This is a genomic window from Burkholderia vietnamiensis LMG 10929, assembly GCF_000959445.1.
GTDB classification, from domain to species: Bacteria; Pseudomonadota; Gammaproteobacteria; order Burkholderiales; family Burkholderiaceae; genus Burkholderia; species Burkholderia vietnamiensis.
In genome coordinates this window covers 1,518,168-1,541,062 of the sequence record NZ_CP009630.1, presented here as the reverse complement: position 1 = coordinate 1,541,062, position 22,895 = coordinate 1,518,168, and the positions used below count along the sequence as shown (strand labels likewise).

General features: G+C 65.6%; 18 protein-coding genes and 1 tRNA gene. 11 read left to right on the top strand and 8 right to left on the bottom strand.

From position 1 onward, the window contains the following. Positions 1-457 precede the first annotated feature (457 nt). Entirely contained in the window at positions 458-1,633 is a 1,176-nt protein-coding gene (locus AK36_RS06845) for an acyltransferase family protein (protein WP_045578152.1), read from the bottom strand. A gap of 214 nt (positions 1,634-1,847) precedes the next feature. On the opposite strand from AK36_RS06845, the gene AK36_RS33910 reads away from it, so the two are divergent. Together AK36_RS33910 and galU are read left to right on the top strand one after the other, a co-directional pair. Continuing rightward, the gene (locus AK36_RS33910) at positions 1,848-1,991 is read left to right on the top strand and encodes a hypothetical protein (protein WP_011881777.1); all 144 of its coding nucleotides are present in this window, start codon (positions 1,848-1,850) and stop codon (positions 1,989-1,991) included. 227 nt (positions 1,992-2,218) lie between these two features. After that, positions 2,219-3,106 carry a UTP--glucose-1-phosphate uridylyltransferase GalU gene (galU, locus tag AK36_RS06840; RefSeq protein WP_011881778.1) on the top strand — a complete coding sequence of 296 codons (888 nt, stop codon included), beginning with the start codon at positions 2,219-2,221 and terminating at the stop codon, positions 3,104-3,106. Between the two features lie 742 nt (positions 3,107-3,848). Here galU and AK36_RS06835 read toward each other — a convergent pair. Then, positions 3,849-4,967 carry an acyltransferase family protein gene (locus tag AK36_RS06835; RefSeq protein ID WP_045578151.1) on the bottom strand — a complete coding sequence of 373 codons (1,119 nt, stop codon included), beginning with the start codon at positions 4,965-4,967 and terminating at the stop codon, positions 3,849-3,851. Between the two features lie 279 nt (positions 4,968-5,246). On the opposite strand from AK36_RS06835, the gene AK36_RS06830 reads away from it, so the two are divergent. Then, positions 5,247-5,696, top strand: a complete 450-nt coding sequence (locus AK36_RS06830) for an HU family DNA-binding protein (protein WP_011881780.1) — start codon at positions 5,247-5,249, stop codon at positions 5,694-5,696. Between the two features lie 231 nt (positions 5,697-5,927). On the opposite strand, the gene AK36_RS06825 is transcribed toward AK36_RS06830, so the two are convergent. From AK36_RS06825 to AK36_RS06815, 4 genes are all read right to left on the bottom strand, one after another. Then, the gene (locus AK36_RS06825; RefSeq protein WP_045578150.1) at positions 5,928-6,401 is read right to left on the bottom strand and encodes a VOC family protein; all 474 of its coding nucleotides are present in this window, start codon (positions 6,399-6,401) and stop codon (positions 5,928-5,930) included. A 355-nt stretch (positions 6,402-6,756) separates the two neighbouring features. Continuing rightward, positions 6,757-7,920 (bottom strand): porin, encoded by a 1,164-nt coding sequence (locus tag AK36_RS06820; RefSeq protein WP_011881782.1) that lies wholly within the window; start codon positions 7,918-7,920, stop codon positions 6,757-6,759. A 61-nt stretch (positions 7,921-7,981) separates the two neighbouring features. Continuing rightward, positions 7,982-8,236, bottom strand: a complete 255-nt coding sequence (locus AK36_RS32675) for a hypothetical protein (RefSeq protein ID WP_144410630.1) — start codon at positions 8,234-8,236, stop codon at positions 7,982-7,984. Positions 8,237-8,318: 82 nt separating this feature from the next. Continuing rightward, positions 8,319-9,251, bottom strand: coding sequence for a YihY/virulence factor BrkB family protein (locus tag AK36_RS06815; RefSeq protein WP_043292131.1), 933 nt, complete (start codon positions 9,249-9,251; stop codon positions 8,319-8,321). 152 nt (positions 9,252-9,403) lie between these two features. Here AK36_RS06815 and fdnG point away from each other — a divergent pair, with 152 nt between their 5' ends. The 7 genes from fdnG (at position 9,404) to AK36_RS06775 (ending at position 18,640) form a co-directional block, all read left to right on the top strand. Further along, entirely contained in the window at positions 9,404-12,475 is a 3,072-nt protein-coding gene (fdnG, locus tag AK36_RS06805; RefSeq protein ID WP_080938618.1) for a formate dehydrogenase-N subunit alpha, read from the top strand. Positions 12,476-12,485: 10 nt separating this feature from the next. After that, positions 12,486-13,400: a formate dehydrogenase subunit beta gene (gene fdxH / locus AK36_RS06800; protein WP_011881786.1), complete on the top strand. Its 915-nt coding sequence runs from the start codon at positions 12,486-12,488 to the stop codon at positions 13,398-13,400. Then, positions 13,397-14,023, top strand: coding sequence for a formate dehydrogenase subunit gamma (locus AK36_RS06795; protein ID WP_011881787.1), 627 nt, complete (start codon positions 13,397-13,399; stop codon positions 14,021-14,023). The genes fdxH and AK36_RS06795 overlap by 4 nt, the downstream gene beginning before the upstream one ends. A 107-nt stretch (positions 14,024-14,130) precedes the next feature. Further along, positions 14,131-15,081 carry a formate dehydrogenase accessory protein FdhE gene (fdhE, locus tag AK36_RS06790; protein ID WP_014725170.1) on the top strand — a complete coding sequence of 317 codons (951 nt, stop codon included), beginning with the start codon at positions 14,131-14,133 and terminating at the stop codon, positions 15,079-15,081. A gap of 66 nt (positions 15,082-15,147) precedes the next feature. Continuing rightward, a complete protein-coding gene (gene selA / locus AK36_RS06785) occupies positions 15,148-16,587 on the top strand; it encodes an L-seryl-tRNA(Sec) selenium transferase (protein ID WP_011881789.1) in 1,440 nt (479 codons plus the stop codon). Then, positions 16,584-18,512 (top strand): selenocysteine-specific translation elongation factor, encoded by a 1,929-nt coding sequence (gene selB / locus AK36_RS06780; RefSeq protein ID WP_045578149.1) that lies wholly within the window; start codon positions 16,584-16,586, stop codon positions 18,510-18,512. Before selA ends, selB begins: the two co-directional genes overlap by 4 nt. A 32-nt stretch (positions 18,513-18,544) precedes the next feature. Then, a tRNA-Sec gene (locus AK36_RS06775) sits at positions 18,545-18,640 on the top strand. Positions 18,641-18,836: 196 nt separating this feature from the next. Here the strand turns inward: AK36_RS06775 and AK36_RS06770 are convergent. Together AK36_RS06770 and AK36_RS06765 are read right to left on the bottom strand one after the other, a co-directional pair. Continuing rightward, a complete protein-coding gene (locus AK36_RS06770) occupies positions 18,837-19,622 on the bottom strand; it encodes an enoyl-CoA hydratase-related protein (RefSeq protein ID WP_011881868.1) in 786 nt (261 codons plus the stop codon). A 377-nt stretch (positions 19,623-19,999) separates the two neighbouring features. Further along, positions 20,000-21,256 (bottom strand): PucR family transcriptional regulator, encoded by a 1,257-nt coding sequence (locus AK36_RS06765; protein ID WP_014725167.1) that lies wholly within the window; start codon positions 21,254-21,256, stop codon positions 20,000-20,002. Between the two features lie 354 nt (positions 21,257-21,610). Between AK36_RS06765 and AK36_RS06760 the strand changes: the two genes are divergently transcribed. Then, entirely contained in the window at positions 21,611-22,855 is a 1,245-nt protein-coding gene (locus AK36_RS06760) for a CaiB/BaiF CoA transferase family protein (RefSeq protein WP_011881870.1), read from the top strand. Positions 22,856-22,895: the final 40 nt, after the last annotated feature.

Below are 22,895 nucleotides of genomic sequence, written 5' to 3'. Positions count from 1 at the left end.
CGCGTGGCTGTGGGCGGGAGCGAGTGGTCGTTTGCGGGGTAGCACGAGACGCAGCCGGAAGGCGGCGCTGATGCAGAGCCGGCTCGGTCCGCCTCTGGGGCAACTGCGGCAACAGCGGCAACCCCGGCAACCCCGGCAACCCCGGCAACCCCGGCAACCCCGGCAACCCCGGCAACCCCGGCAACCCCGGCAACCCCGGCAACTGCCGTGCAGCGGTCCGGCCGGCGTCGCGGCGGTTCCGCGTGGCGCCTGCATGCACGTGCGTGGAGCTTGCGCGCCGGCGTGTGCATGCTATCCAAGCGTACGCAGGACAGCATGCCATCCAAGCCCAGCGCTTCGCCGACGCTGCAAGCGCCAACTGTCCGCCCCATCGCGACGCACCTTGGCGGGCGGATCGCCGCGCTGCCGCTGAAACGGCGCCGCCCGGCCGAAGTCGGGCCGAGCGGGAGTGCCGCGTTCAGGCAGCCTGTTCGGGCGTCGGCGCGACGGCGCGCGCCGTACGCGCGGGCTTGAGGCTCGCCGACCACGTCATCGCCGGGCGTTCGAACAGCCGGTAGAACAGATACGCGACCGGAATCGCGGCGGCCATGAAGCCGAACGACGGCCAGATCGACAGCTGCAATTCCGAGTGGAACAGCACCGAGCCGAGGCACACGAACAGCGGCAGGTGGACCAGATACAGCGAATAGCTGAAGTCGCCGAACCAGCCGAGCAGCCGCAGCAGCGGCGTCGGGCGCGGCGGGCACGCGAGCGCGCGGTACAGGAAGCACGCGAAGCCGGCCGCCCACAGCTGGAACGCGCCGTACTGGCCGAAGTGGAACGCGCCGCAACCGGCGGCGAGCAACAGCGCGGCCGCGCCGTACCACCAACGCGACGGCACGGCGGTCGCGCCGCGCGCGGGCTGGGCGCGCACGTCGGCGATCCACGCGCCGACCGTCCACGACAGCCAGTACGACGTGAAGAACTGCAGATCGTGCCGCTCGAGCAGCCACGCCGACGCGACGTTCACCAGCGCGACGGCCGCCAGGATCGCCGGCATCCCGACGCGCCGGCGCAGCGCGAACAGCAGCGGATAAATCACATAGAACTGCACCTCGAGCGACAGCGTCCACAGCGCGCCGTTCGAGCCGTACGTGTAGCCCGCGACGCCCTGCAGCGACAGCAGGTTCACGACGAATGCGCTGAGCCCGATGTCGCGGATCTTGTGGCTGACCGGCGCGATCTGCAGGCTGATCGCATCCATCGCGAGCGTGAACAGCAGCGCGGCGAGCAGCACCGGATAGATGCGCGCGAAGCGGCGCGCCCAGAAGTTCGGCGCATCGAGCCGGTAGGCCGGGTTGGCCGCGAGCTTGAGCGCCGCGTTGCGGTGTATGCAGTAGCCGCTGATCACGAAGAAGATCGGCACGCCGGCCGACCCCCACGCGAACGGGAACGTCAGATAGCCGACGATCACGCTCGGGTCGAGCGCGTGGCCGTAAGCGCGATGGAAGCCTTGCATGCCGACCCAGACGACCTGCCGGCAATGAAAATAGGCGACGAGCAGCGCCGCGAACCCGCGCATCGCGTCGATCACGTGTTCCTTGTGATCGGCGACGGGCGGCGCAGTCAAAGGCGATCCGCTGAATGCTTGCATGCGATTCGAATCCTTGCGACGGATGAAGGGGATGGTCCGATCGTAATGCGCAAGAATTCGAGCGAATCAATAAAAAAATCCCGCCGGCGAATAACCGTATTTCGGATCGTGGTTTTATATCGGGGTGAAAGCGGGTTCGGACGGGGTGCAATTATTTGCGGATTTTTTTCTGATAGTTTGAAGATCCGGATGATTGATGCAAAGGAGCGGCAAGATGGATATGCATTGGATCGCGAGCGCAGCGGTACTGCTGGTCATGGCCGTGCTGTCGGCCTACCGCGAGGCGCTGAAGAACGAGCCGATTCGCCCCGGCGTCGAACGGGGCGGCGTCCCGTATATCGAGGAATTCGAATCGTAACTATTTGTATCCGAAGAATCGGTAATTTGTTTCCGTAGCGATGCCGTATGCGGCAATATCGACCGGATTATGAATTATCTGTTTTCCGGATGGCCGGATAATCGGTCCATATCGAAAACATGCGGATTGGAATTGGCTGCGCCGCCGGTTCCCGATAAACCGCCCGCAAAACATTCGCGCCGGGTCGCTGGGCGACGCGGCGCATTCAACGCAATCAGGATGCGAACATGTTGAAAGTCACCAAGGCCGTGTTCCCCGTTGCCGGTCTCGGCACGCGGTTCCTCCCAGCAACGAAGGCGAGCCCGAAGGAAATGCTGCCTGTCGTGGACAAGCCGCTGATCCAGTACGCGGTCGAGGAAGCGATCAACGCAGGTATCACGGAGATGATCTTCGTGACGGGGCGCAGCAAGCGCGCGATCGAGGATCATTTCGACAAGTCATACGAAATCGAGGCCGAACTCGAGGCGCGCGGCAAGGAAAAGCTGCTCGAGCTCGTGCGCGGCATCAAGCCGAGCAACGTGGACTGCTTCTACGTGCGTCAGCCGGAAGCGCTCGGGCTCGGCCATGCGGTGCTGTGCGCGGAAAAGCTCGTGCACGGCGAGCCGTTCGCGGTGATTCTCGCGGACGATCTGCTGCACGGCGAGCAGCCGGTGCTCAAGCAGCTCGTCGACGTGTTCGACCACTACCACAGCTCGGTGATCGGGGTCGAGACGATCGCGCGCGAGGACAGCCGCTCGTACGGCGTCGTCGAGGGCCGCGAATGGGAAGAGGACATCATCAAGCTGGCGGGCATCATCGAGAAGCCGGCGCCGGAAGATGCGCCGTCGAACCTCGGCGTGGTCGGCCGCTACGTGTTCATGCCGACGATCTTCGATCATCTGCGCCGGATCAAGCCGGGCGCGGGCGGCGAGCTGCAGCTCACCGACGCCGTGCAGTCGCTGCTCGCGAACGAACAGGTGCTCGCGTACCGCTACTACGGCACGCGCTTCGATTGCGGCAGCAAGCTCGGCTACCTGAAGGCGACCGTCGAGTTCGCGCTTCAGCATCCGGAAGTGAGCCGCGAATTCGAGGCGTATCTGCGTACTTGTCTGCCGGCGCTCGCTGCCGTCGCATAAGTAGCCGCGCTGCTTTCGCTGTTTCAGGTGGTGGTTGTTCCGTTGGCCCCGGCCGCTTCGCGCGCCGGGGCTTTTTTGCGTGCGTACGTGCGATGCGGTGGCAACGGTGGGGTGGTGGGCGCGTCATGCGCGCGGTCGATCGGCCGCTGTCCGGGGGAGTGGGCTACGCGTGCGGCTGCCGGGCCGCTGCGTTGCGTGTCGCGACCGGCTGCGCGCCGCGGGGTGGGGTGCGTGGCGGGTGCGCGCGTCGGGACGCGCACATGGGGGCACACACGTCCGCACGGACATGTCGGGACGCATATGTCGGGAGACACACGTCGGGGCGGCCACGTCGGGACACGCACGCCGGAGCGTGCCCGGCGGGACACACGCGTCGGGAGGCATATGTCGGAACCCACCTGTCGGGTCGGCCGTGTCGGGACACACATCGGGACGAGCACGTGGGCGCGTGTAGGGATGCACCCGTCAGGGCCTCTATGTTGGGATACGCACATCGGGACGCACCGGTCGGTCGCATATGCCAGGACGCACATCTCGCGATGCACCCATCGAAGCGCGCACGTCGAGCCGCATCGGCCAGCGCTTACGGTTGGATGCGCGTGGCGGTTCGAGCACGTCGGCACGGAACGCGTATGCAACAAATCCATCGCGGCAACGTTAGCCGGGCTCGCAATCAACCACCCAACCCGCCGCGCGAACGTCGCCGGCCATAGCGCCGTCGTCGCTAAGATCCGCCGTTCCGTCAGCGCGCAGACGCGCTCGGCCGCGCCACGAAGTACCGCGCGAGCATCGCGGCGATCGGCTTCTTGAAGTCGAGCAGGCGCTTTTCGAGGTAGCGCCACGACAGATGAGCGAGCAGCACGGCGAGCGCGAACTGCAGCAGCTCGGGCAGCGCGTCGCGCACGAACGCGGGCATCGGCACGCGCGCGAACAGCGCGGGCATCGTGCCGAAGCGCGCCGGCACCAGGTTGTGGAACAGGTAGAAGCCGTAGCTGATCGTGCCGAGGTAGACGAGCGGCGCCCAGTCGAGCAGCGCGACGGCCGGATGGTCCGGCTCGGTGACGATCCACAGCATCAGCGAGCCGAGCGACGCCGACAGGCCGAGATCCGCGAGCCCCGTGACGACGTCCGGCAGCGGCGTGAGCGCGGGCAGCGCGAGAAAGAACGCGACGCCCGCCGCGCCGACCCATCCCGGCGGCACGCGACGCAGGACGCCGCGGCCGTGATCCGCGAGCGCCATCGCGCCCACGCCGCCTAGTGCGATCAGCGCGAAATTCCACGGCGAAAACGCGTAGATCAGCACCGGCGATGCATCGACCGCATACAGCGCGAGATGCGCGAGCGCACACAGCGCGACGGCCGCGACGCCGAGCGCGACATGGCGCGCGGCCGGCACCGCGAGCAGCGTGAGCGGCGCGATCAGATAGAACTGCTGCTCGACCGCGAGGCTCCAGAAGTGCGACGTGGAGCCCGGCCAGCCGTCCTTGACGACGCCGATCCAGTAATTGGACAGGAACGTCGCGTGCCACGCGAGGCCGAGTTTGACGCCGCGCTGGTAGAACAGCGCGTGCGCGATCGCGAGCGCGGCGAGCAGCAGGTAGTAGACGGGAAAGATCCGCAGCGCGCGCTTCGCGAGGAACAGCGCGAGCGCATGACGGCGCGTCATCGTGCCGCATTCGATCGCCTGACGGTTGCGATGCAGTTCGCCGACGATCAGGAATCCGCTGATGAAGAAGAACGTCCACACACCGAGCTTGCCCACGTCGACGGCGAGGACGTGGCCCTTGTGGGACAGGAAAACGAGAATGACGGCGATGGCTCGCAGGCCGTCGAGTCCTTTGACGTATCTGACTTCGCGCATGAAGGCATCCGGGGCACTGAGCGAGGTCAGTATAGGTGCGCAAATATCGAACGTAATTCGCGTTCGGCTCGTTCGAGCGCTGCGTTCGACGCATACGTGCAGGCGTTTTTCGATGCTCGAACGTCGGCGAAGTCGGTCGAGCGCAACAAAACCTGCGGGAAACCCCGCGAAAACGCACAAAAGTACTCCACGAAGCGTCGACGCGCTTGTAGAATCCGGCGTTGAAGCGCGCGCGTTGCACGCTTCGTGTATCCAACGACCACACCTGGTAGGAGAAACATGGCGACTTCCGCAAAAAAGGTGGCCAAGAAGGCTGCCGCACCGGCCACCAAGAAAGTGGCTGCCAAAAAGGCTGCGCCCGCGAAGAAAGTAGTGGCCAAGAAGGCTGCCGCGAAGGCAGCACCGGCCGCTCCGACGCCGCTGAAGGACAAGTTCACGAAGGCATCGCTCGCAACGCACATCGCTGAGCGCGCAGCTGTCGAAGTGAAGGCGGTCAAGGCAGTGCTCGTCGCACTCGAGAACGTCGTGCTGGGCTCGATCCACAAGAAGGGCGCGGGCGAATTCACGCTGCCGGGTCTGCTGAAGATCACGGCGCAAGTCGTGCCGGCGAAGAAGAAGCGCTTCGGCAAGGATCCGTTCTCGGGCGAAGAGCGCTGGTTCCCGGCGAAGCCGGCCAGCGTGCGCGTCAAGGCACGTGCGCTGAAGAAGCTGAAGGACGCTGCTGCGTAATGCAGCGTGACGGTCGCCGCGTCCACGCCGGCGACCGTTGCAACGTCCGACGATCCCCGTACGCGAAAGCGTGCGGGGATTTTTCATTGATGGCGTCGGCCGCGCGGCCGATCGTGTGCGGCACGACGCGATGCGCTCGCGCCGACCGATGCGCTCGCGCGCGCTGCGCACGTGGCGAACGCGACGCGCTGCAGTATGCAGTAGCCGGCGGCACGCGCGCGGCGGCTGGCGTCAGTTCGCCGTGCCGGCGTAGGCAGCCTGCAACGCGGCAACGTCGAACTTCGTCATCTGCATCATCGCGGCGGCCACGCGCCCGGCCTTGACCGTGTCGCGATCGGCCATCATCGGGATCAGCGCGTCCGGCACGATCTGCCACGACACGCCGAACCGGTCGCGCAGCCAGCCGCAGCCGTCGGCGGTGCCGCCGTTGTCGAGCAGCGCGCTCCAGTAGCGGTCGAGCTCGGCCTGGTCCGCGCAACTGACCATCAGCGAAACCGTGTGGTTGAACGTCTCGGTGCGCGGATGGCTCATCGCGATGAACGGCTGGCCGAACAGTTCGAATTCGACCATCCGCGTGCCGGCGGTCCCCTGTACCGCGGTGACGCGCACGACCCGCGAGTTCGGGAAAATGCCCGCATAGAACGCCGCGGCGTCTTCGGCTTCGGTCGTATACCAGAGGAAGGGCGTGATCTTCTGAATCGTCATCGAGCGTCTCCTGTCAGGTGTCGGGGAAGGCTGGCAATGCGCCTCCCGCCATCGTTACGACGCACGACGTACGTCGAAATCGACAGCTGGCAGCATACGCGGTTCAGGTTCGGGCGGACGCCGGCAACACGTAGTGCCGGGCACGGGTTCGGCATGCGCTCAGGCACGCGACAGACGGCCCGAGCGCCGCTGTCGAACGCCGCCGATACTGTCCGTCACTGGACGCGCATCGGGCGGCCGACATCGCGCCGCCACGCACGGGACGAAAAAAAACCAGCCGCGGCCGAAGCCGGGGCTGGTTTTGCAGTTCGGCGACATGGCGTCGAAGACGCCATGCACACCGGAAACGTACTTCTTAGAACTTGTGGCGCAGGCCGAGTGCGACGATTTCCTGCGAGCTCGTGCCGGCGACGCCGTACGAACCGATCGCTGCTTGCGCATCGGTGCCGTCCGCGTTCTTGCCGCTGGCGTGCTGATACGCGCCAACCAGGTAGACGTCCGTGCGCTTCGACAGCGAGTAGTCGGCGCCGAGCGAAACCTGATGGTACTTGCCGTTGTTGTTGCCGCTACCCTTCGTGTAGATGTAGCCGAGGCCCAGCAGCAGCGGTGCCGACGCCTGGTACGTGACGAACCCGCGACCCGTGTTGTACTTCTGGTTCGTACCGAACGTCGAGTTCGCGTCTGCCTTGTACTGCGCGTTGCTGTAGCCGGCGCCAACCGTGACCGGGCCGAACGCGTATTGCGCGGCAACCTGAGCGATGCCGATCGACGCCGCCGACGTGAACGCGTTGTTGATGAACGTGGTGCCCGAATCGCCGTCGAAGATCGAGTCCGACGTGCCTGCCCAGCCGGTGCGCTGGCCAGCCGCATTCAGTGCCGACGCGTTGCTTGCGTGGAAGTAGCCTGCAGCCACGCCGAGCGGGCCGTTGTTGTAGGCTGCTGCCGCTGCCCACGTCTGGCCCTTGCCGGTTGCGCCAGCGACGCCGCCGAGTGCGTACATGCCTTCGAATTGCAGACCGCCCCAGACCGGCGACGTGTACTTGATCGCGTTGCTGACGCGCAGGCTGTTGTCGTTGTTGTCGACGTCGCCCGGCGTAGCGAACACGCTGCCGAAGTAGTTGTCAGCCGTCACTGCCTGAACCAGGTCGACCAGCGGGTCGTACTGGCGGCCGAGCGTCAGCGTACCGTACTGGTCGCTCTGCAGGCCGACGAATGCCTGGCGGCCGAACATGCGCTGGCCTTGGCCCAGTGCGCCGTTCGTCGAGTTGAAGCCGTTTTCCACCTGGAAGATTGCCTTCAGGCCGCCACCGAGGTCTTCGGTACCCTTCAGGCCCCAGCGGGCACCTTGCAGGTTGCCGCTGCCCATCGACCACGAATTGTTGCCTTGACCAGCGTTACCGTGAATGTAGGTGATCGACGTATCGATCACGCCGTACAGCGTGACGCTCGATTGAGCGTGAGCGGCGCCGGCTGCGCCCAGCAGGGCCAGCGACAGGGTCGAGAGAGCAAGTTTCTTCATCGTTGAGTATCTCCACGCAAGTGATTCGTGATTCGTTATTTGTTGCGGATTGGAGAATAGCTCAGTGCAATACGGGCAAGAAAGCCCAAAAAATAAAGTGTCTCCAAAAGGTAACAGAGCGAAAAAATCCATATATATCAAGCACATCAACAACTGTTCCTGTTTTTGAAACAGTTGACAAGTTGTGCGCTGCGATTGTTGCAACAGTTGATGCGCCGTGCAGCAACAGCACGTATTTCGCCGTTGTGTGCACAGAAATCGAAGTGTGCAAACGTTTGCCGATGCAGATGGCGGCGGCACGCGATGCAAGCGGCATCTCAACGCGTCACGAAAGGGGCGACGGCGCGGGGCTTGCGAAACGCTGCGCGTTCGCGTAATGGCACGCGGCCGCTACGGCGTCAGTTGCCGGGCGCGCGCTTGGCGGGAGGCTGCGGCTGCGCCGATGCAGCGGGCAGCGGGTCGCCGCGGCGATGCGCATCGCCGCGCGCGGCCGCGAATTCCGCGCCGAGCAGCAGCACGGCCGCCGAGAAGTACAGCCACATCAGCAGCACCGCGAACGACCCGGCCGCACCGAACGCGCTCGCCGTGCCGGCCCGCGCCAGATACAGCGCGAACAGCTTCTTGCCGCCAGAGAACAGGATGGCCGACACGACTCCGCCGACCATGGCGTCGCGCCACGCGACGCGCGCGTCGGGCAGGAACTTCATCAACGCGGCGAACGCGCCGGCCAGCACCGCGATGCCGACGAAGAACTGCAGCACGTTGGTGATGAATACGTATGGCGAATCGCCGAGCAGCCACGTGCCGACGAACGTGATCGCCGTGTCGAGCACCAGCGAAACGATCAGCAGGAAAGCGACGCCGAGCACGAGCCCGAACGACACCAGTCGCACGCGCACGAGCCCGAGCATGCTCGACCAGCGGTTTTCGGTGCTCGGCCAGATCACGCTCAGCGCGGTGTTCAGCGACGCGAACGTCGCCGACGCGCCGATCGCGAGCGCCGCGAACGAAATCAGCGTGGCGATGCCGCCGCTGCTGCCCGCGCGATGCGCGTTCTGCACGATCGTCTGAATGCTGGCCGCCGCATCGTCGCCGATCAGCTGGTGCGCCTGCTCGAACACCTGGCCGCGCGCGGCGTCGTCGCCGAAGAACCAGCCGGCCACCGCGATCACCATCACGAGCGTCGGCGCGAGCGAGAACGCCGAGAAGAACGCGATGCTGGCGGCCATCGCCGAGCAGCGGTCGGAGGAGAAGCGCTTGAACGCGTTGAGTGCCCAGTTCGCCTGCTGCTGCGCGAGACGGGTGGCTTCGGACGTGATCGGTCGTTTCATGACGGTTCGGTCTGTTGATGAACGCGGGTGAACGCGGGGCGTCGGTGGAGCGGGCATATCGGTATTGATCCGAGGATTCGATCATAGTTGCCTGAACTGTCTATAATTCCTTTCAGCTTCACCCCAACCCCACAAAAACGCCCGAGACCACCATGCTACAAATGTCCCGGCGCCAGTTCCTGAAGGTGACGGCCACGTCGCTTGCCGGATCGAGTCTTGCCCTGCTGGGCTTTTCTCCGACGCAAGCGCTCGCCGAAGTCCGACAGTACAAGCTGGCGCGCACAGTCGAAACGCGCAACACCTGTCCATATTGCTCAGTCGGTTGCGGCATCCTGATGTACGGCCTCGGCGATGGCGCGAAGAACGCGCAGTCGAGCATCATCCACATCGAAGGCGACCCCGACCATCCGGTCAATCGCGGCACGCTGTGCCCGAAGGGTGCGAGCCTGATCGACTTCATCCACAGCCCGAACCGCCTGACGCGTCCCGAGTATCGCGCGCCGGGCTCGGACACGTGGCAGCCCATCTCGTGGAGCGACGCGCTCGACCGCATCGCGAAGCTGATGAAGGCCGACCGCGACGCGAATTTCGTCGAGACGACCGACGACGGCGCCAGGGTCAACCGCTGGCTGACCACCGGCATGCTGGCCGCATCGGCGGGCAGCAACGAAGTCGGCTACCTGACGCACAAGGCTGTGCGCAGCCTCGGAATGCTCGTATTCGATAATCAGGCGCGTGTCTGACATGGCCCGACGGTGGCAGGTCTTGCCCCGACGTTTGGCCGTGGAGCGATGACGAACCATTGGGTCGACATCAAGAACGCGGACGTGATTCTCGTGATGGGCGGCAATGCAGCCGAGGCCCATCCGTGCGGTTTCAAGTGGGTGACGGAGGCGAAGGCGCACCGCAAGGCGCGACTGATCGTCGTCGACCCGCGCTTTACGCGTACGGCGTCGGTCGCCGACTATTACGCGCCGATCCGCACCGGCACCGACATCGTCTTTCTGGGCGGCGTCATCAACTATCTGCTGACGAACGACAAGATCCAGCATGAGTACGTGAAGAACTACACGGACTTCTCGTTCATCGTGCGCGAGGATTTCGCGTTCAACGACGGCATCTATTCCGGCTACGACGCCGAGAAGCACGCGTACCCCGACAAGTCCAGCTGGGACTACGAGCGCGGCGACGACGGCTTCGTGAAGGTCGACCCGACGCTGCAGCATCCGCGCTGCGTCTACAACCTGCTGAAGCAGCACTACGGGCGCTATACGGCCGAGCTCGTCCAGCAGGTGTGCGGCACGCCGAAGGAGAAATTCCTGAAGGTGTGCGAGATGCTCGCGACCACGGCCGTGCCCGGCCGCGCCGGCACGGTGCTGTACGCGCTCGGCTGGACCCACCATTCGATCGGCGCGCAGATCATCCGCACCGGCGCGATGGTGCAGCTGCTGCTCGGCAACATCGGCATCGCCGGCGGCGGGATGAACGCGCTGCGCGGCCACTCGAACATCCAGGGGCTGACGGATCTCGGGTTGATGTCGAACCTGCTGCCCGGTTACATGACGCTCCCGATGCAGGCCGAGCAGGACTTCGACGGCTATATCAAGAAGCGCGCGCAGCAGCCGCTGCGGCCGAACCAGCTCAGCTACTGGAAGAACTACAAGGCGTTCCACGTCAGTTTCATGAAGTCGTGGTGGGGCGACGCGGCCAGCGCCGACAACAACTGGGCGTACGACTACCTGCCGAAGCTCGACAAGCAGTACGACCTGCTGCAGGCAATCGAGCTGATGAGTGCCGGCAAGATGAACGGCTACATCTGCCAGGGCTTCAATCCGCTCGCGGCCGCGCCGTCGAAGGCGAAGACGGCCGCCGGGCTCGCCAGGCTGAAGTGGCTGGTGGTGATGGACCCGCTCGCGACCGAGACGTCCGAATTCTGGAAGCCGCACGGCGATTTCAACGACGTCGACGCGTCGAAGATCCAGACCGAGGTGTTCCGGCTGCCGACCACGTGCTTCGCCGAGGAGAACGGCTCGCTCGTCAGTTCGAGCCGCGTGCTCCAATGGCACTGGAAGGGCGCGGAGCCGCCGGGCGAGGCGCGCAGCGATCTCGAGATCATGTCGGGGCTGTTCCTGCGGATGCGCAAGATGTACCAGGCGGAGGGCGGCAAGTACCCGGACCCGATCGTGAACCTCACGTGGCCGTACGCGAACCCGGAGAGCCCGACGCCCGAAGAACTGGCGATGGAGTTCAACGGCCGTGCGCTCGCCGACTTGCCCGACCCGAAGGATCCGACGAAGACGCTCGTGAAGAAGGGCGAGCAGCTCGCCGCGTTCGCGCAGCTGAAGGACGACGGCACGACCGCGAGCGGCTGCTGGATCTTCTGCGGCGCGTGGACGCAGGCCGGCAACCAGATGGCGCGACGCGACAACGCCGATCCGACCGGCATCGGCCAGACGCTGAACTGGGCGTGGGCGTGGCCGGCCAACCGGCGGATCCTGTACAACCGCGCGTCGTGCGACGTGAGCGGCAAGCCGTTCGACCCGACCCGCAAGCTGATCGGCTGGAACGGCAGCGCGTGGAAGGGCGCCGACGTGCCGGACTTCAAGGCCGACGAGCCGCCGGAGAACGGGATGGGGCCGTTCATCATGAATCCGGAAGGCGTCGCGCGCTTCTTTGCGCGCGCGGCGATGAACGAAGGCCCGTTCCCCGAGCACTACGAGCCGTTCGAGACGCCGCTCGCCGCGAACCCGCTGCACCCCGACAACCCGCAGGCGCTGAACAACCCGGCCGCCCGCGTGTTCGCGGACGACCGCGCGTCGTTCGGCAAGGTGTCGGAGTTCCCGCACGTCGCGACGACGTACCGCCTCACCGAGCATTTCCATTACTGGACCAAGCATGCGCGGCTGAACGCGATCATCCAGCCCGAGCAATTCGTCGAGATCGGCGAAGACCTCGCGAAGGAAGTCGGCGTCGCGCACGGCGATCGCGTGAAGGTGTCGTCCAAGCGCGGCTACATCGTCGCGGTCGCGCTCGTCACGAAGCGGATCAAACCGCTGACGATCGACGGCAAGAAGGTTCAGACGGTCGGCGTGCCGTTGCACTGGGGCTTCAAGGGAGTGGCGAAGCCCGGCTATCTCGCGAACACCCTGACTCCGTCCGTCGGCGACGGCAACTCGTACACACCGGAATTCAAGTCGTTCCTGGTGAAGGTCGAAAAGGCGTAAGGGGAAAGAGATGGCATTGCAATCGCTGGATATCAAGCGCGTCTCGGCCACCACGACGCCGCCGCCCACGGCGCGCGAACCGGTGACCGGGAGCGTCGCGAAGCTGATCGACGTATCGAAGTGCATCGGCTGCAAGGCATGCCAGACGGCGTGCATGGAGTGGAACGACCTGCGCGACGAGGTCGGCACCAACGTCGGCGTCTACGACAATCCGGCCGACCTGTCGGAGCACTCGTGGACGGTGATGCGGTTCGCCGAATACGAGAACCCGGCCGGCGACCTCGAGTGGCTGATCCGCAAGGACGGCTGCATGCACTGCGAGGACCCGGGCTGCCTGAAGGCGTGCCCGTCGCCGGGCGCGATCGTGCAGTACAACAACGGGATCGTCGATTTCCACGAGGAGAACTGCATCGGTTGCGGCTATTGCGTGACCGGCTGCCCGTTCAACGTTCCGCGGATCTCGAAGAAGGACCATCGCGCGTACAAGTGCACGCTGTGTTCCGATCGCGTCGCGGTCGGCCAGGAGCCGGCGTGCGTGAAGACCTGCCCGACCGGCGCGATCGTGTTCGGCACCAAGGAGGACATGAAGCAGCACGCGGCCGAGCGCATCGAGGACCTCAAGGAGCGCGGCTTCGAGCATGCGGGGCTGTACGACCCGCAGGGCGTCGGCGGTACGCACGTGATGTACGTGCTGCACCACGCGGACAAGCCGTCGCTGTACCACGGGCTGCCCGACAATCCGTCGATCAGCCCGATGGTGAAGCTCTGGAAGGGCATCGCGAAGCCGCTCGCGGTCGCCGGGCTCGCGCTCACCGCGCTGGCCGGGTTCTTCCATTACACGCGGGTCGGTCCGAACGAGGTCAGCGACGACGAGGAAGCCGCCGCCCGCGACGAGGCGCGACGCATCAAGGAGGACGCGAAATGAAGCACGACGACCCCAACCTGATCGTCCGCTACACGCCGAACGAGCGGAGCAACCACTGGATCACCGCGATCACGTTCGTGCTGCTCGCGCTGTCCGGGCTCGCGCTGTTCCATCCGTCGATGTTCTGGCTCACCGCGCTGTTCGGCGGCGGACAGTGGACGCGGATACTGCATCCGTTCGTCGGCGTCGTGATGTTCGTGTCGTTCGCGATTCTCGTGGTGCGCTTCTGGCATCACAACGTGCTCGACGCGGACGATCGGCAATGGCTGAAGCAGATCGGCGACGTGGTGAACAACCGGGAGGACCGGCTGCCGCCGGTGGGGCGCTATAACGCCGGACAGAAGCTGCTATTCTTCACGCTGGTGGCTTGCCTGCTGCTGCTCCTGCTGTCCGGGATCGTGATCTGGCGTCGCTATTTCTCGTTCTACTTCCCGATCGGCGTGATCCGCGCGGCGGCCGTCGTGCATGCGGCGGCGGCGTTCGTGCTGATTGCGAGCATCATCGTGCACATTTACGCGGCGTTGTGGGTGAAAGGCTCGATCGGCGCGATGGTGCGCGGCACCGTCACGCTGGGCTGGGCCCGCAAGCATCACCCGAAGTGGTTCCGTGAGAGCGTGAAGTAGCGCATCGGCGCGCACGCCACGCCGGCTTCGGCGTGGCGTTGCGCGAACCGCAGGAATCGCCCCCGAAGCGCCGATTCGTCGGCGCTTGTTTTTTGGAAGACATACTCGTGACACAACGCATTCTCGAGCCGACCGAGATCTCGGCACTCGATCATTCGGCCATTCCGCGCTTTCGTCTGCCGGAGCGCGGCTCCGTGTTTGCGGCGCGCGCCGCGCGGCTGCGCAAGCTCGCCGACCTGAACCCGATCAGCGGCTATCTGCGGCTGATGGCGACCGTGGCCGACGCGCAGCACGCGACGCTGCAGGCGCTGAACCTGCCGCTGCCGTCGCCCGAGGCGATCGCACGCGCGCAGCAGCATTCGATGCCGCTCGTGCCGGCGCTCGACGGCGAACGCAATCCGCAGTGGCGAGCCGTGCTGTACGAGCTGCTCGATCGCGTCGAAAGCGCCGGGCTCGTCAATCCGTCGCTCGCGAAGCTGCTCGACCGGCTGCGCCTGACGGCGCCCGCCGAACTCGACGCGCAGGCCGACGCGATCCTCGCGCTGCGCTTCGCCGAAGTCGACCCGGCCACCGCGCCGTTCCTGATGGCCGCGCTGCAGGTCGTGTGGACCGACCTCGCGAGCCGCGTCGCGCCGGCCGACGTGCCGTATCTCGACCAGCCCGGCTTGTGCCCGGTGTGCGGCACGCACCCGGTCGCGAGCGTCGTGCGCGTCGGCGGCCAGTTCCAGGGCTACCGCTTCCTGCAATGCGGGCTGTGCACGACCGAGTGGCACATGGTGCGCACCAAGTGCTCGCACTGCGATTCGACCAAGGGCATCGCGTACCACGGGATCGAAGGCGGCAGCGAAGCGGTGAAGGCCGAATCGTGCGACGAATGCAAGACCTATCGCAAGATCGGCTATCAGGAGAAGGACTACGAATTCGAGCCGCTCGCCGACGATCTCGCGAGCCTCACGCTCGACCTTCTGATGAACGAAGCCGGCTACCAGCGCAGTTCGCCGAACCCGCTGCTGTGGCCCGACGTGTCGCGCGAAGCGGACGCCGACCGAGCAGACTGAGCGCGTGACACCGCAGCCCGCCGCGCGCCGGCTGCGGGCCGCGCATCGAAATGGAGCCACTTCGACGTGACCGAACCCGGTTTGAATGAACTGAATGCCGTCCTCGCGCGCGTGCCGTCGGTGGAGCGCGTGTTGTCGTCGGCGCCGCTGCAGCCGCTGCTCGCCGACTACGGCCGCACGCGCGTGCTGAACGCGGTGCGCGCCGAGCTCGAACGCTGGCGCAGCGACGCTCGCACCGATCCTGCCGCGGCCGAGCCGCTCGACGAGGCGCGCATCGCCGCCGCCGTCGCGCGCACGCTCGCCGCGCAGAGCGCGAGCGCGGTGCGGCCGGTATTCAATCTGACCGGCACCGTGCTGCACACGAACCTCGGGCGCGCGCTGTTGCCGGACGACGCGGTGCGCGCGGTGGTCGACGCGCTCACGCAGCCCGTCAACCTCGAATTCGATCTCGCGACCGGCCGTCGCGGCGACCGCGACGACCTGATCGACGCGCTGCTGTGCGAGCTGACCGGCGCGGAAGCCGCGACCGTCGTCAACAACAATGCCGCAGCGGTGCTGCTCGCGTTGTCGGCGCTGGCCCCGAAGCGCGAAGTGATCGTGTCGCGCGGCGAGCTGGTCGAGATCGGCGGCGCGTTCCGGATTCCCGACATCATGAGCCGCGCGGGCGCGAAGCTGCGCGAAGTCGGCACGACCAACCGCACGCATCTGCGCGATTACGCGGACGCGATCGGCCCTCGCACCGCGCTGCTGATGAAGGTGCATTGCAGCAACTATGCGATCAGCGGCTTCACGCGCGAAGTGGCGCTCGCCGAACTCGCGCCGCTCGCGCGCGAGCACGGGCTGCCGGTCGCGGTCGATCTCGGCAGCGGTACGCTGGCCGATCTGACGCAATGGGGCTTGCCGCACGAGACCACCGTGCAGGAGACGATCGCGGCCGGCGCGAACCTCGTCACGTTCAGCGGCGACAAGCTGCTCGGCGGTCCGCAGGCCGGCCTGATAGCCGGCGACCGCGCGCTGATCGCGAAGATCAAGAAGCATCCACTCAAGCGTGCGCTGCGCGTCGGCAAGCTGACGCTCGCCGCGCTCGAACCGGTGCTGCGGCTCTACCAGGCGCCCGAATTTCTGCGCGAGCGGCTCACGACGCTGCGCCTGCTGACGCGGCCGCAGCGCGACATCGCCGCCGCTGCCGAGCGCCTGCGCGCGCCGCTGCAGGCGGCGCTCGGCAGCGGCTACGACGTGCAGGTCGAGCCGATGTTCAGCCAGATCGGCAGCGGTGCGCTGCCGGTCGACCAGTTGCCGAGCGCCGGGCTCGTCGTGCGCACGCCGGACGGCAAGCGCGGCGGCCGGGCGCTCGCGCAGCTGGAGAAGCGGCTGCGCGAATGGCCGCGGCCGGTGATCGGCCGGATCGCCGACAACGCGCTGCGGCTCGACCTGCGCTGCGTCGAAGCCGCCGACGAAGCGGCCCTCGTCGCGCAATGCGTGCAGATCGCGGGGCCGGCTGCATGATCGTCGGCACTGCGGGACATATCGACCACGGCAAGACGACGCTCGTGCGCGCGCTCACGGGCGTCGACACCGACCGGCTGAAGGAGGAGAAGGCGCGCGGCATCTCGATCGAGCTCGGCTATGCGTACACGCCGCTCGAGAACGGCGACGTGCTCGGCCTGATCGACGTGCCCGGCCACGAGAAGCTGATCCACACGATGGCGGCCGGCGCGTGCGGGATCGATTTCGCGCTCGTCGTGATCGCCGCCGACGACGGCGTGATGCCGCAGACCCGCGAGCATCTCGCGATCCTGCAATTGCTCGGCGTCACGCATGGCGCGGTCGCGCTGACGAAGTGCGATCGTGTCGACGCCGCGCGCGTGGGCGCCGTGCGCGACGAGATCGCCGCGTGGCTGCATGGTTCGACGCTCGACGGCGCGCCGGTGTTCGACACGTGCGCGACGCGCGCGGACGACGCAGGCGTCGCCGCATTGAAACGTCACCTCGCCGACGCGGCGTTCGCGTGGCGCGCGCGCCGCGACGACGGGCTGTTCCGGCTCGCCGTCGATCGCGTGTTCACGCTCGCCGGGCAGGGCACCGTCGTGACGGGAACCGCGTTCGCGGGCCGCGTGACGACCGGCGACACGCTTGCGATCGTGCGCACCGGCCGCGCGGCACGCGTGCGCAGCATCCATGCGCAGAATCGGCCGGTGGACACCGGCCATGCGGGCGAGCGCTGCGCGCTGAACCTGGCCGGCGTCGAGAAGGCGGACGTCGAGCGCGGCGATACCGTCGCCGATGCGCGGCTGGTCGCAACGTCGCCGCGGCTCGACGTCGAATTGACGCTGCTCGCCGATGCGGGATTGACGCTGACGCACTGGGCGCCGCTGCACGTGCATCTCGGCACGCTGCATCGCGTCGCGCACATCGCGCTGCTCGATGGCGACATGCTCGCGGCCGGCCAGCGGATGCGCGTGCAACTGGTGTTCGACGAGCCGGTGTTCGCGCTGCCGGGCGACCGCTTCATCGTTCGCAACCCGCAGGCGACGCGCACGGTCGGCGGCGGCCGCGTGCTCGATCCGTTCGGCCCGGCGCGCAAGCGGCGCACGCCGGCGCGCCGCGCGTGGCTGGACGCGCTCGCGACGTGGCTCGACGAAGGGCGGCTCGATGCATTGCTCGCACAGGCGCCGCTCGGGATCGCGCGCGCGACGCTCACGCACCTGACGGGTTTCGCGCCTGACGCATTGGCGTTGCCGACGGACGCGCTGTCGATCGGTCAGCGCGAGCGCGGTGCGTCGAACGACGGCACCGTGATCGCGCGTGCGCACTGGCAGGCGTTGCAGGCGCGCGCGATCGACACGCTGCGCGCGTATCACGAGCGCGTGCCGGACGAGCAGGGGCTCGATGCGGCGCGGCTGCGGCGCATGGCTGCGCCGCTGGTCGGCGATGCGCTGTGGCGTGCGCTGGTCGATGCGCTGGTGGACGGCGGCGACGTGACGCGCAGCGGGCCGTGGCTGCATTTGCCGACGCATGCGGTGAGCTTCGATGCCCGCGAGGACGCACTGGCGCAGCAACTGTTGCCGCCGATTCATGCGGGGCGTTTCGATCCGCCATGGGTGCGCGATCTCGCGCGCGAGACGGGCACGGCCGAGGACGCCGTGCGCGCGCTGTTGCGCAAGCTCGCGCGGCGCGGCGACGTGCATCAGGTCGTGCGCGATCTGTTCTATCACGCGGAGGTCGTGCGCGAGCTGGCTGCGCTCGTTGCGGAACTCGCGCCGATGCACGGCGGCGGCCTCGATGCGGCGACGTTTCGCGATGCGACCGGGCTCGGCCGCAAGCGTGCGATCCAGATTCTCGAGTTCTTCGACCGGGTTGGGTATACTCGCTTTCACCGCGATCTGCACTTCCTGCGGCCCGATAGCGGTTGGGCCGGTATTCAGGCGTAGGCGCTCGTCGGTTTTCCTGATTTTTCCCGCACGGAAGGCATTCGTATCCGGTGGTACGGCCGGACTTCAAATCCGGTTGGGGGTGTCAGACGCTCCCGGGTCAGTTCGACTCTGGCTGCCTTCCGCCAGTCAACGCTTGTCGCGCATTCCGCGCGACTTCCGTAAATGCGCCTCAGGCCGCTAATGCCGCTCAGTTGAGCAACTGAACGGCATTTTCGTTTTACGAAGAGCGCGGTAGTAGAGGCTGCCCTGAGAGGTCGACTTTTCGGCACGATGCTGAGCTTGCGAATATGCCATCACCGCGCCGGCGACATCATCAGAGCGTCATTTCGACTGGAACGTCGGTGCGCGCTTGTCGAGAAAAGCCGCCGTACCTTCGGCCTTGTCCTCCGTCGCCGCGCACACCGCGAACAGCGCACGCTCGAGGCTCAAGGCCTGCTCGAGGCTCGCCTCGACCCCCTGGTTGACGGCCGTGATGGCGAGCCGCGTTGCGATGGGAGCATTCGCGGCGATCTGATTCAGAATCTGCTCCGCGCGCGCGATCAACTTGTCCGCTTCCACCACCTCGTTGACGAGGCCGATGCGATGCGCTTCGTTGGCGTCGATGAGCGCCGCGGTCAGGATCAGCTGCATCGCGATTCCCTTTCCGACGAGCCGCGGAAGCCGCTGGGTACCGCCGAAGCCCGGAATGATGCCGAGCTTGACCTCCGGCTGTCCGAACTTGGCATGTTCGGATGCGATGCGCATGGTGCAGGCCATGGCCAGCTCACAGCCGCCGCCCAGCGCGAATCCGTTCACAGCGGCGATGACCGGCTTGCCGAGCGTCTCGATCAGATTCATGGTCGAATGCCCGAGCCCTGCAAATTTCTCCGCGGCGACGGCCGACAGTGCGGCGATCTCGGAGATGTCAGCGCCTGCGACGAACGCCTTGTTTCCCGAGCCCGTTACGATCACGCCATGAACGGCATCGTCGTCGCGTGCGTCCTCGAAGGCCGCGGTGATTTCAGTGAGCGTCTGGAAATTCAGTGCGTTCAACGATTTGGGGCGATCGACGGTGACGTACGCAATACCCGACTTCTTTTCGTATTGGATGTTCTGGAAATTCGACATGTTCGAAGAGCTCGACTTGAGTGTATGAGGATGCGTGTGCGTGCAATGCAATGCGGCCGTTGCGGTCCGCGATGCAGACGTCGCGAACGCATGAATGTGACGGCCGCCATCTCGTCGGTGCGACACGTGCGCCTGACGCGTTCATGAACGTAAGCGGGCGGCCATCGGATTCAGGTGTCGAGACATCCTAACCCGGTGGAGTCGATATGTTCATGTCCAAGCCTGCCGTTTCTATGGCAAAACCGGTCAAACGGCAGGCCGTAACCCAGCCAGACATCCGGCAGCGACGATCGCACGGCTGCTCCGAGTGATAGGAGTCGTCGCCGGCTCGGACGATGGCCGTCACTGCGGCGAACGACAACGCGTCATGGACGCACTCACGCAGGCAACGCGCAAGCCCCGTCGCGCAACTTCAGTGCGATTTCGAGCTTGGCGATCCATCGCGCGTCGTCCAGCTTCGCGCCGAGAATGCTCTCCACCCGTTCGAGCCGATGGTCGAGCGTATTCGGATGGATGTCGAGCGCGGCCGCCGTCACTTTCCGACGCCGTCTGTTGGTGAAGAACGCCTCGATCGTGCGGGTCGCGCCCGACTCGACCGACAGTTCGTTCAGCAGCGAAAGAAAGTAATTCAGCGCGCTGTCGTTCCCTCGGATGCATTCCTCGATGACGATGTCCGAGTAGCGATGCACCTTCTGATCCGGCGCGAAGCGATTGCCGAAATCCAGCGCGCGTATCGCCTCGTCGGCCGATGCGGCCCAGCCTTGTGCGCCGACGCCGGCGAGGCCGATCCCGATCGACGTGACGGACGGCAATCGTTCCTGCAGTGTCGCCATGTATTCCGCGACACGTCTGTCGCTCGCGCTCGCGGATTCCTGCTGTATCGACGGAACCCAGATGACGAGGCGATCGTGATGGCGGGCGTCGACCAGCGTATCTCGCGAGGTCTTGAGGATGCCCGCCGTCACTTGCACGATCTGATCCAGTGCGCGATCGGCCTGAATCGGCTCGCCGTCCAGCGCCGACGACGCCAACGCAACCGCGATTCTCGGCACGGCATGATCGAGGCCCAGCGCCTTGGTGATCTTGCGAAACGCATCGTCGTCGCGCGATCTGCTGAACACCACGTCGTGCAACTGGTAGCGCAGCGATTCCTGCCAGCGCGCCTGCCGGTACTGCTCATCCAGATAGGCGGAGGAGATCAGTTGCGACATGTGGTCGAAGTAATCCATCAGGTACGGCGAAATCTCGAACAGCAGTTCGTCGCGCAAGATGTCGTGCTTGCTGCCCAGATCGGCGCATGCGCGCCAAACCTCTCTAAGCGCCATCCGGAAGGCTCGCAGCAGCGACTGCAGAGAAATGCCCTGATGAACTCTTCGTCGTCCGAAGTCCTGAAACGTCTTCAGACTTTCATTGTCGGGAAACTCGCCATCGACGATCGATTGGAACCACAGGCGCTCCGAAATCGATATGGAGTCGACGATGTCTTTCTTCACGGAGATGGGGAGATCCTCATAGCCGTCGATATCGCCTAATGCTGCATAAGTGCGCTCGATCACCGTCGACAGATCGTCGGAGATTGTCTTGATCTGTTGCCGCAATAACGCAGACGGCGACGGAACATGTATCACTCTCATTGTGGCCAATCGTTCTCTAGGGTGGTGCCGGACCAGAAATTCTCGGGTGCCTCGGTCTCGATGGCACATACGCATTGCGCGACGCCACGTGCAAATTCCATTGCATGTGTCGTTTGCGCTGAGCTTTGCGTTCACGGGCCGAAGACTATCACCGATCGAAAAATCGCTCTCTGAAGCGCAGGGCATCGTGCGGCGAAAGTCGGCGTTCGAGTTGGCGGATTGTGACAAACCACATGCGGGTCGGAGACATCTCCCATGTCGGTCGTCTGCGCAGCGGGATAAGGTATCGGCAGTTGGCGAGCACCAAAAGTCCGAGTCACCCATACAACACGCAGAGTACCTGCTACAGACATCATGCAGAACCCCGACAGCATTTTTTCTGAAGTCAAAGTCGTTGATTTCGCAAGCTATATCGCCGGTCCCGCGGCAACCACGATACTGTCCGATTTCGGTGCGACGGTTATCAAGGTAGAGCCGCCCGGCACCGGCGACCCCTATCGAAACCTCTACAAGCTGGCGCCGAACCCCGTCTGCGACACCAACTATCCCTGGCAGCTCACCAACCGCAACAAGCAGAGTCTTGCACTCGATCTCAAGTCTCCCGCAGCAAAAGACATTGTCGAAAAACTGGTCAAATGGGCCGATGTCGTCGTGGTCAATTTCCCGCTCAGCGTCCGCGACAAACTCGGCATCTCCTACGAAGCGCTCGCGCCGCTGAACGACCGTCTCATCTACGCGGACATCACCGGTTATGGCTTGAAAGGCCCCGAGGCCAACCGTCCCGGCTTCGACGTGACGACCTATTGGGCGCGCTCCGGGCTGATGGAAGTGACGCGCGACGGCGATAGCCCGCCCGCCGTTCCCATCCCCGGGATTGGCGATCACGCGACGGCCAGCACGCTGTTCTCGGCGATCGTGACGGGCCTTTATCATCGCGAGAAGACGGGCAAAGGCTCGCGCGTCTCCACCTCGCTCATTGCCGAAGGCGCATGGGCCTCGGCGCTCTGGACCGAGGGCGCGCTCAACGGCGCGAAGTTCTACGGCGCGCATACGCGCAATGCGCCGCTCAACGCGCTGTTCAATCCGTACCGCACCGCGGACAACCGCTGGCTGCTGCTGATGTTGCTCCAGGCGAACAAGGAATTCCCCGGCCTGTGCAAGGCAATGGATCTGCCGTCGCTGCTCGAAGACCCGCGCTTCGCGGACTCCGAGGGCCGCACCAAGCACGCCACCGAACTCGTCGGCATTCTCGACAAGGCATTCGCCGGCCATTCGCTCGAATACTGGAAAAAGACCTTTGACGAGGCGCGGGTCATTTACGGTGTCGTGCAAGTCGCCGACGAAGTCGTCAAGGACGAGCAGATGTACGCGAACGAGGTGTTCGTCCCGCTGGGCGAAGCCGGCGAGAAGACGACCTATACGGTCAATAGCCCGATGCAGATCTCTGGTGTCGACAAGGTGAAGCCGCGCCGCGCGCCGGATCTCGGCGAGCACAGCCGGGACGTGCTCGCAACGCTGGGCTACGACGCGAACGAGATCGAGCGGCTGATCAACGACAAGGTCGTCGCGCAACTGGATCAGGCCGCGCAATCGAAGTGATGCCGCATGCGGCACGGCGGTAGACGCTCGACGCACAGGC

What these genes read in the sequence shown, in the direction of transcription:
- AK36_RS06845 (WP_045578152.1), bottom strand. Translation starts at nt 1,633, where the DNA reads ATGCAAGCATTCAGCGGATCGCCTTTGACTGCGCCGCCCGTCGCCGAT.
- AK36_RS33910 (WP_011881777.1), top strand. Translation starts at nt 1,848, where the DNA reads ATGGATATGCATTGGATCGCGAGCGCAGCGGTACTGCTGGTCATGGCC.
- galU (WP_011881778.1), top strand. Translation starts at nt 2,219, where the DNA reads ATGTTGAAAGTCACCAAGGCCGTGTTCCCCGTTGCCGGTCTCGGCACG.
- AK36_RS06835 (WP_045578151.1), bottom strand. Translation starts at nt 4,967, where the DNA reads ATGCGCGAAGTCAGATACGTCAAAGGACTCGACGGCCTGCGAGCCATC.
- AK36_RS06830 (WP_011881780.1), top strand. Translation starts at nt 5,247, where the DNA reads ATGGCGACTTCCGCAAAAAAGGTGGCCAAGAAGGCTGCCGCACCGGCC.
- AK36_RS06825 (WP_045578150.1), bottom strand. Translation starts at nt 6,401, where the DNA reads ATGACGATTCAGAAGATCACGCCCTTCCTCTGGTATACGACCGAAGCC.
- AK36_RS06820 (WP_011881782.1), bottom strand. Translation starts at nt 7,920, where the DNA reads ATGAAGAAACTTGCTCTCTCGACCCTGTCGCTGGCCCTGCTGGGCGCA.
- AK36_RS32675 (WP_144410630.1), bottom strand. Translation starts at nt 8,236, where the DNA reads ATGCCGCTTGCATCGCGTGCCGCCGCCATCTGCATCGGCAAACGTTTG.
- AK36_RS06815 (WP_043292131.1), bottom strand. Translation starts at nt 9,251, where the DNA reads ATGAAACGACCGATCACGTCCGAAGCCACCCGTCTCGCGCAGCAGCAG.
- fdxH (WP_011881786.1), top strand. Translation starts at nt 12,486, where the DNA reads ATGGCATTGCAATCGCTGGATATCAAGCGCGTCTCGGCCACCACGACG.
- AK36_RS06795 (WP_011881787.1), top strand. Translation starts at nt 13,397, where the DNA reads ATGAAGCACGACGACCCCAACCTGATCGTCCGCTACACGCCGAACGAG.
- selB (WP_045578149.1), top strand. Translation starts at nt 16,584, where the DNA reads ATGATCGTCGGCACTGCGGGACATATCGACCACGGCAAGACGACGCTC.
- AK36_RS06770 (WP_011881868.1), bottom strand. Translation starts at nt 19,622, where the DNA reads ATGTCGAATTTCCAGAACATCCAATACGAAAAGAAGTCGGGTATTGCG.
- AK36_RS06765 (WP_014725167.1), bottom strand. Translation starts at nt 21,256, where the DNA reads ATGAGAGTGATACATGTTCCGTCGCCGTCTGCGTTATTGCGGCAACAG.
- AK36_RS06760 (WP_011881870.1), top strand. Translation starts at nt 21,611, where the DNA reads ATGCAGAACCCCGACAGCATTTTTTCTGAAGTCAAAGTCGTTGATTTC.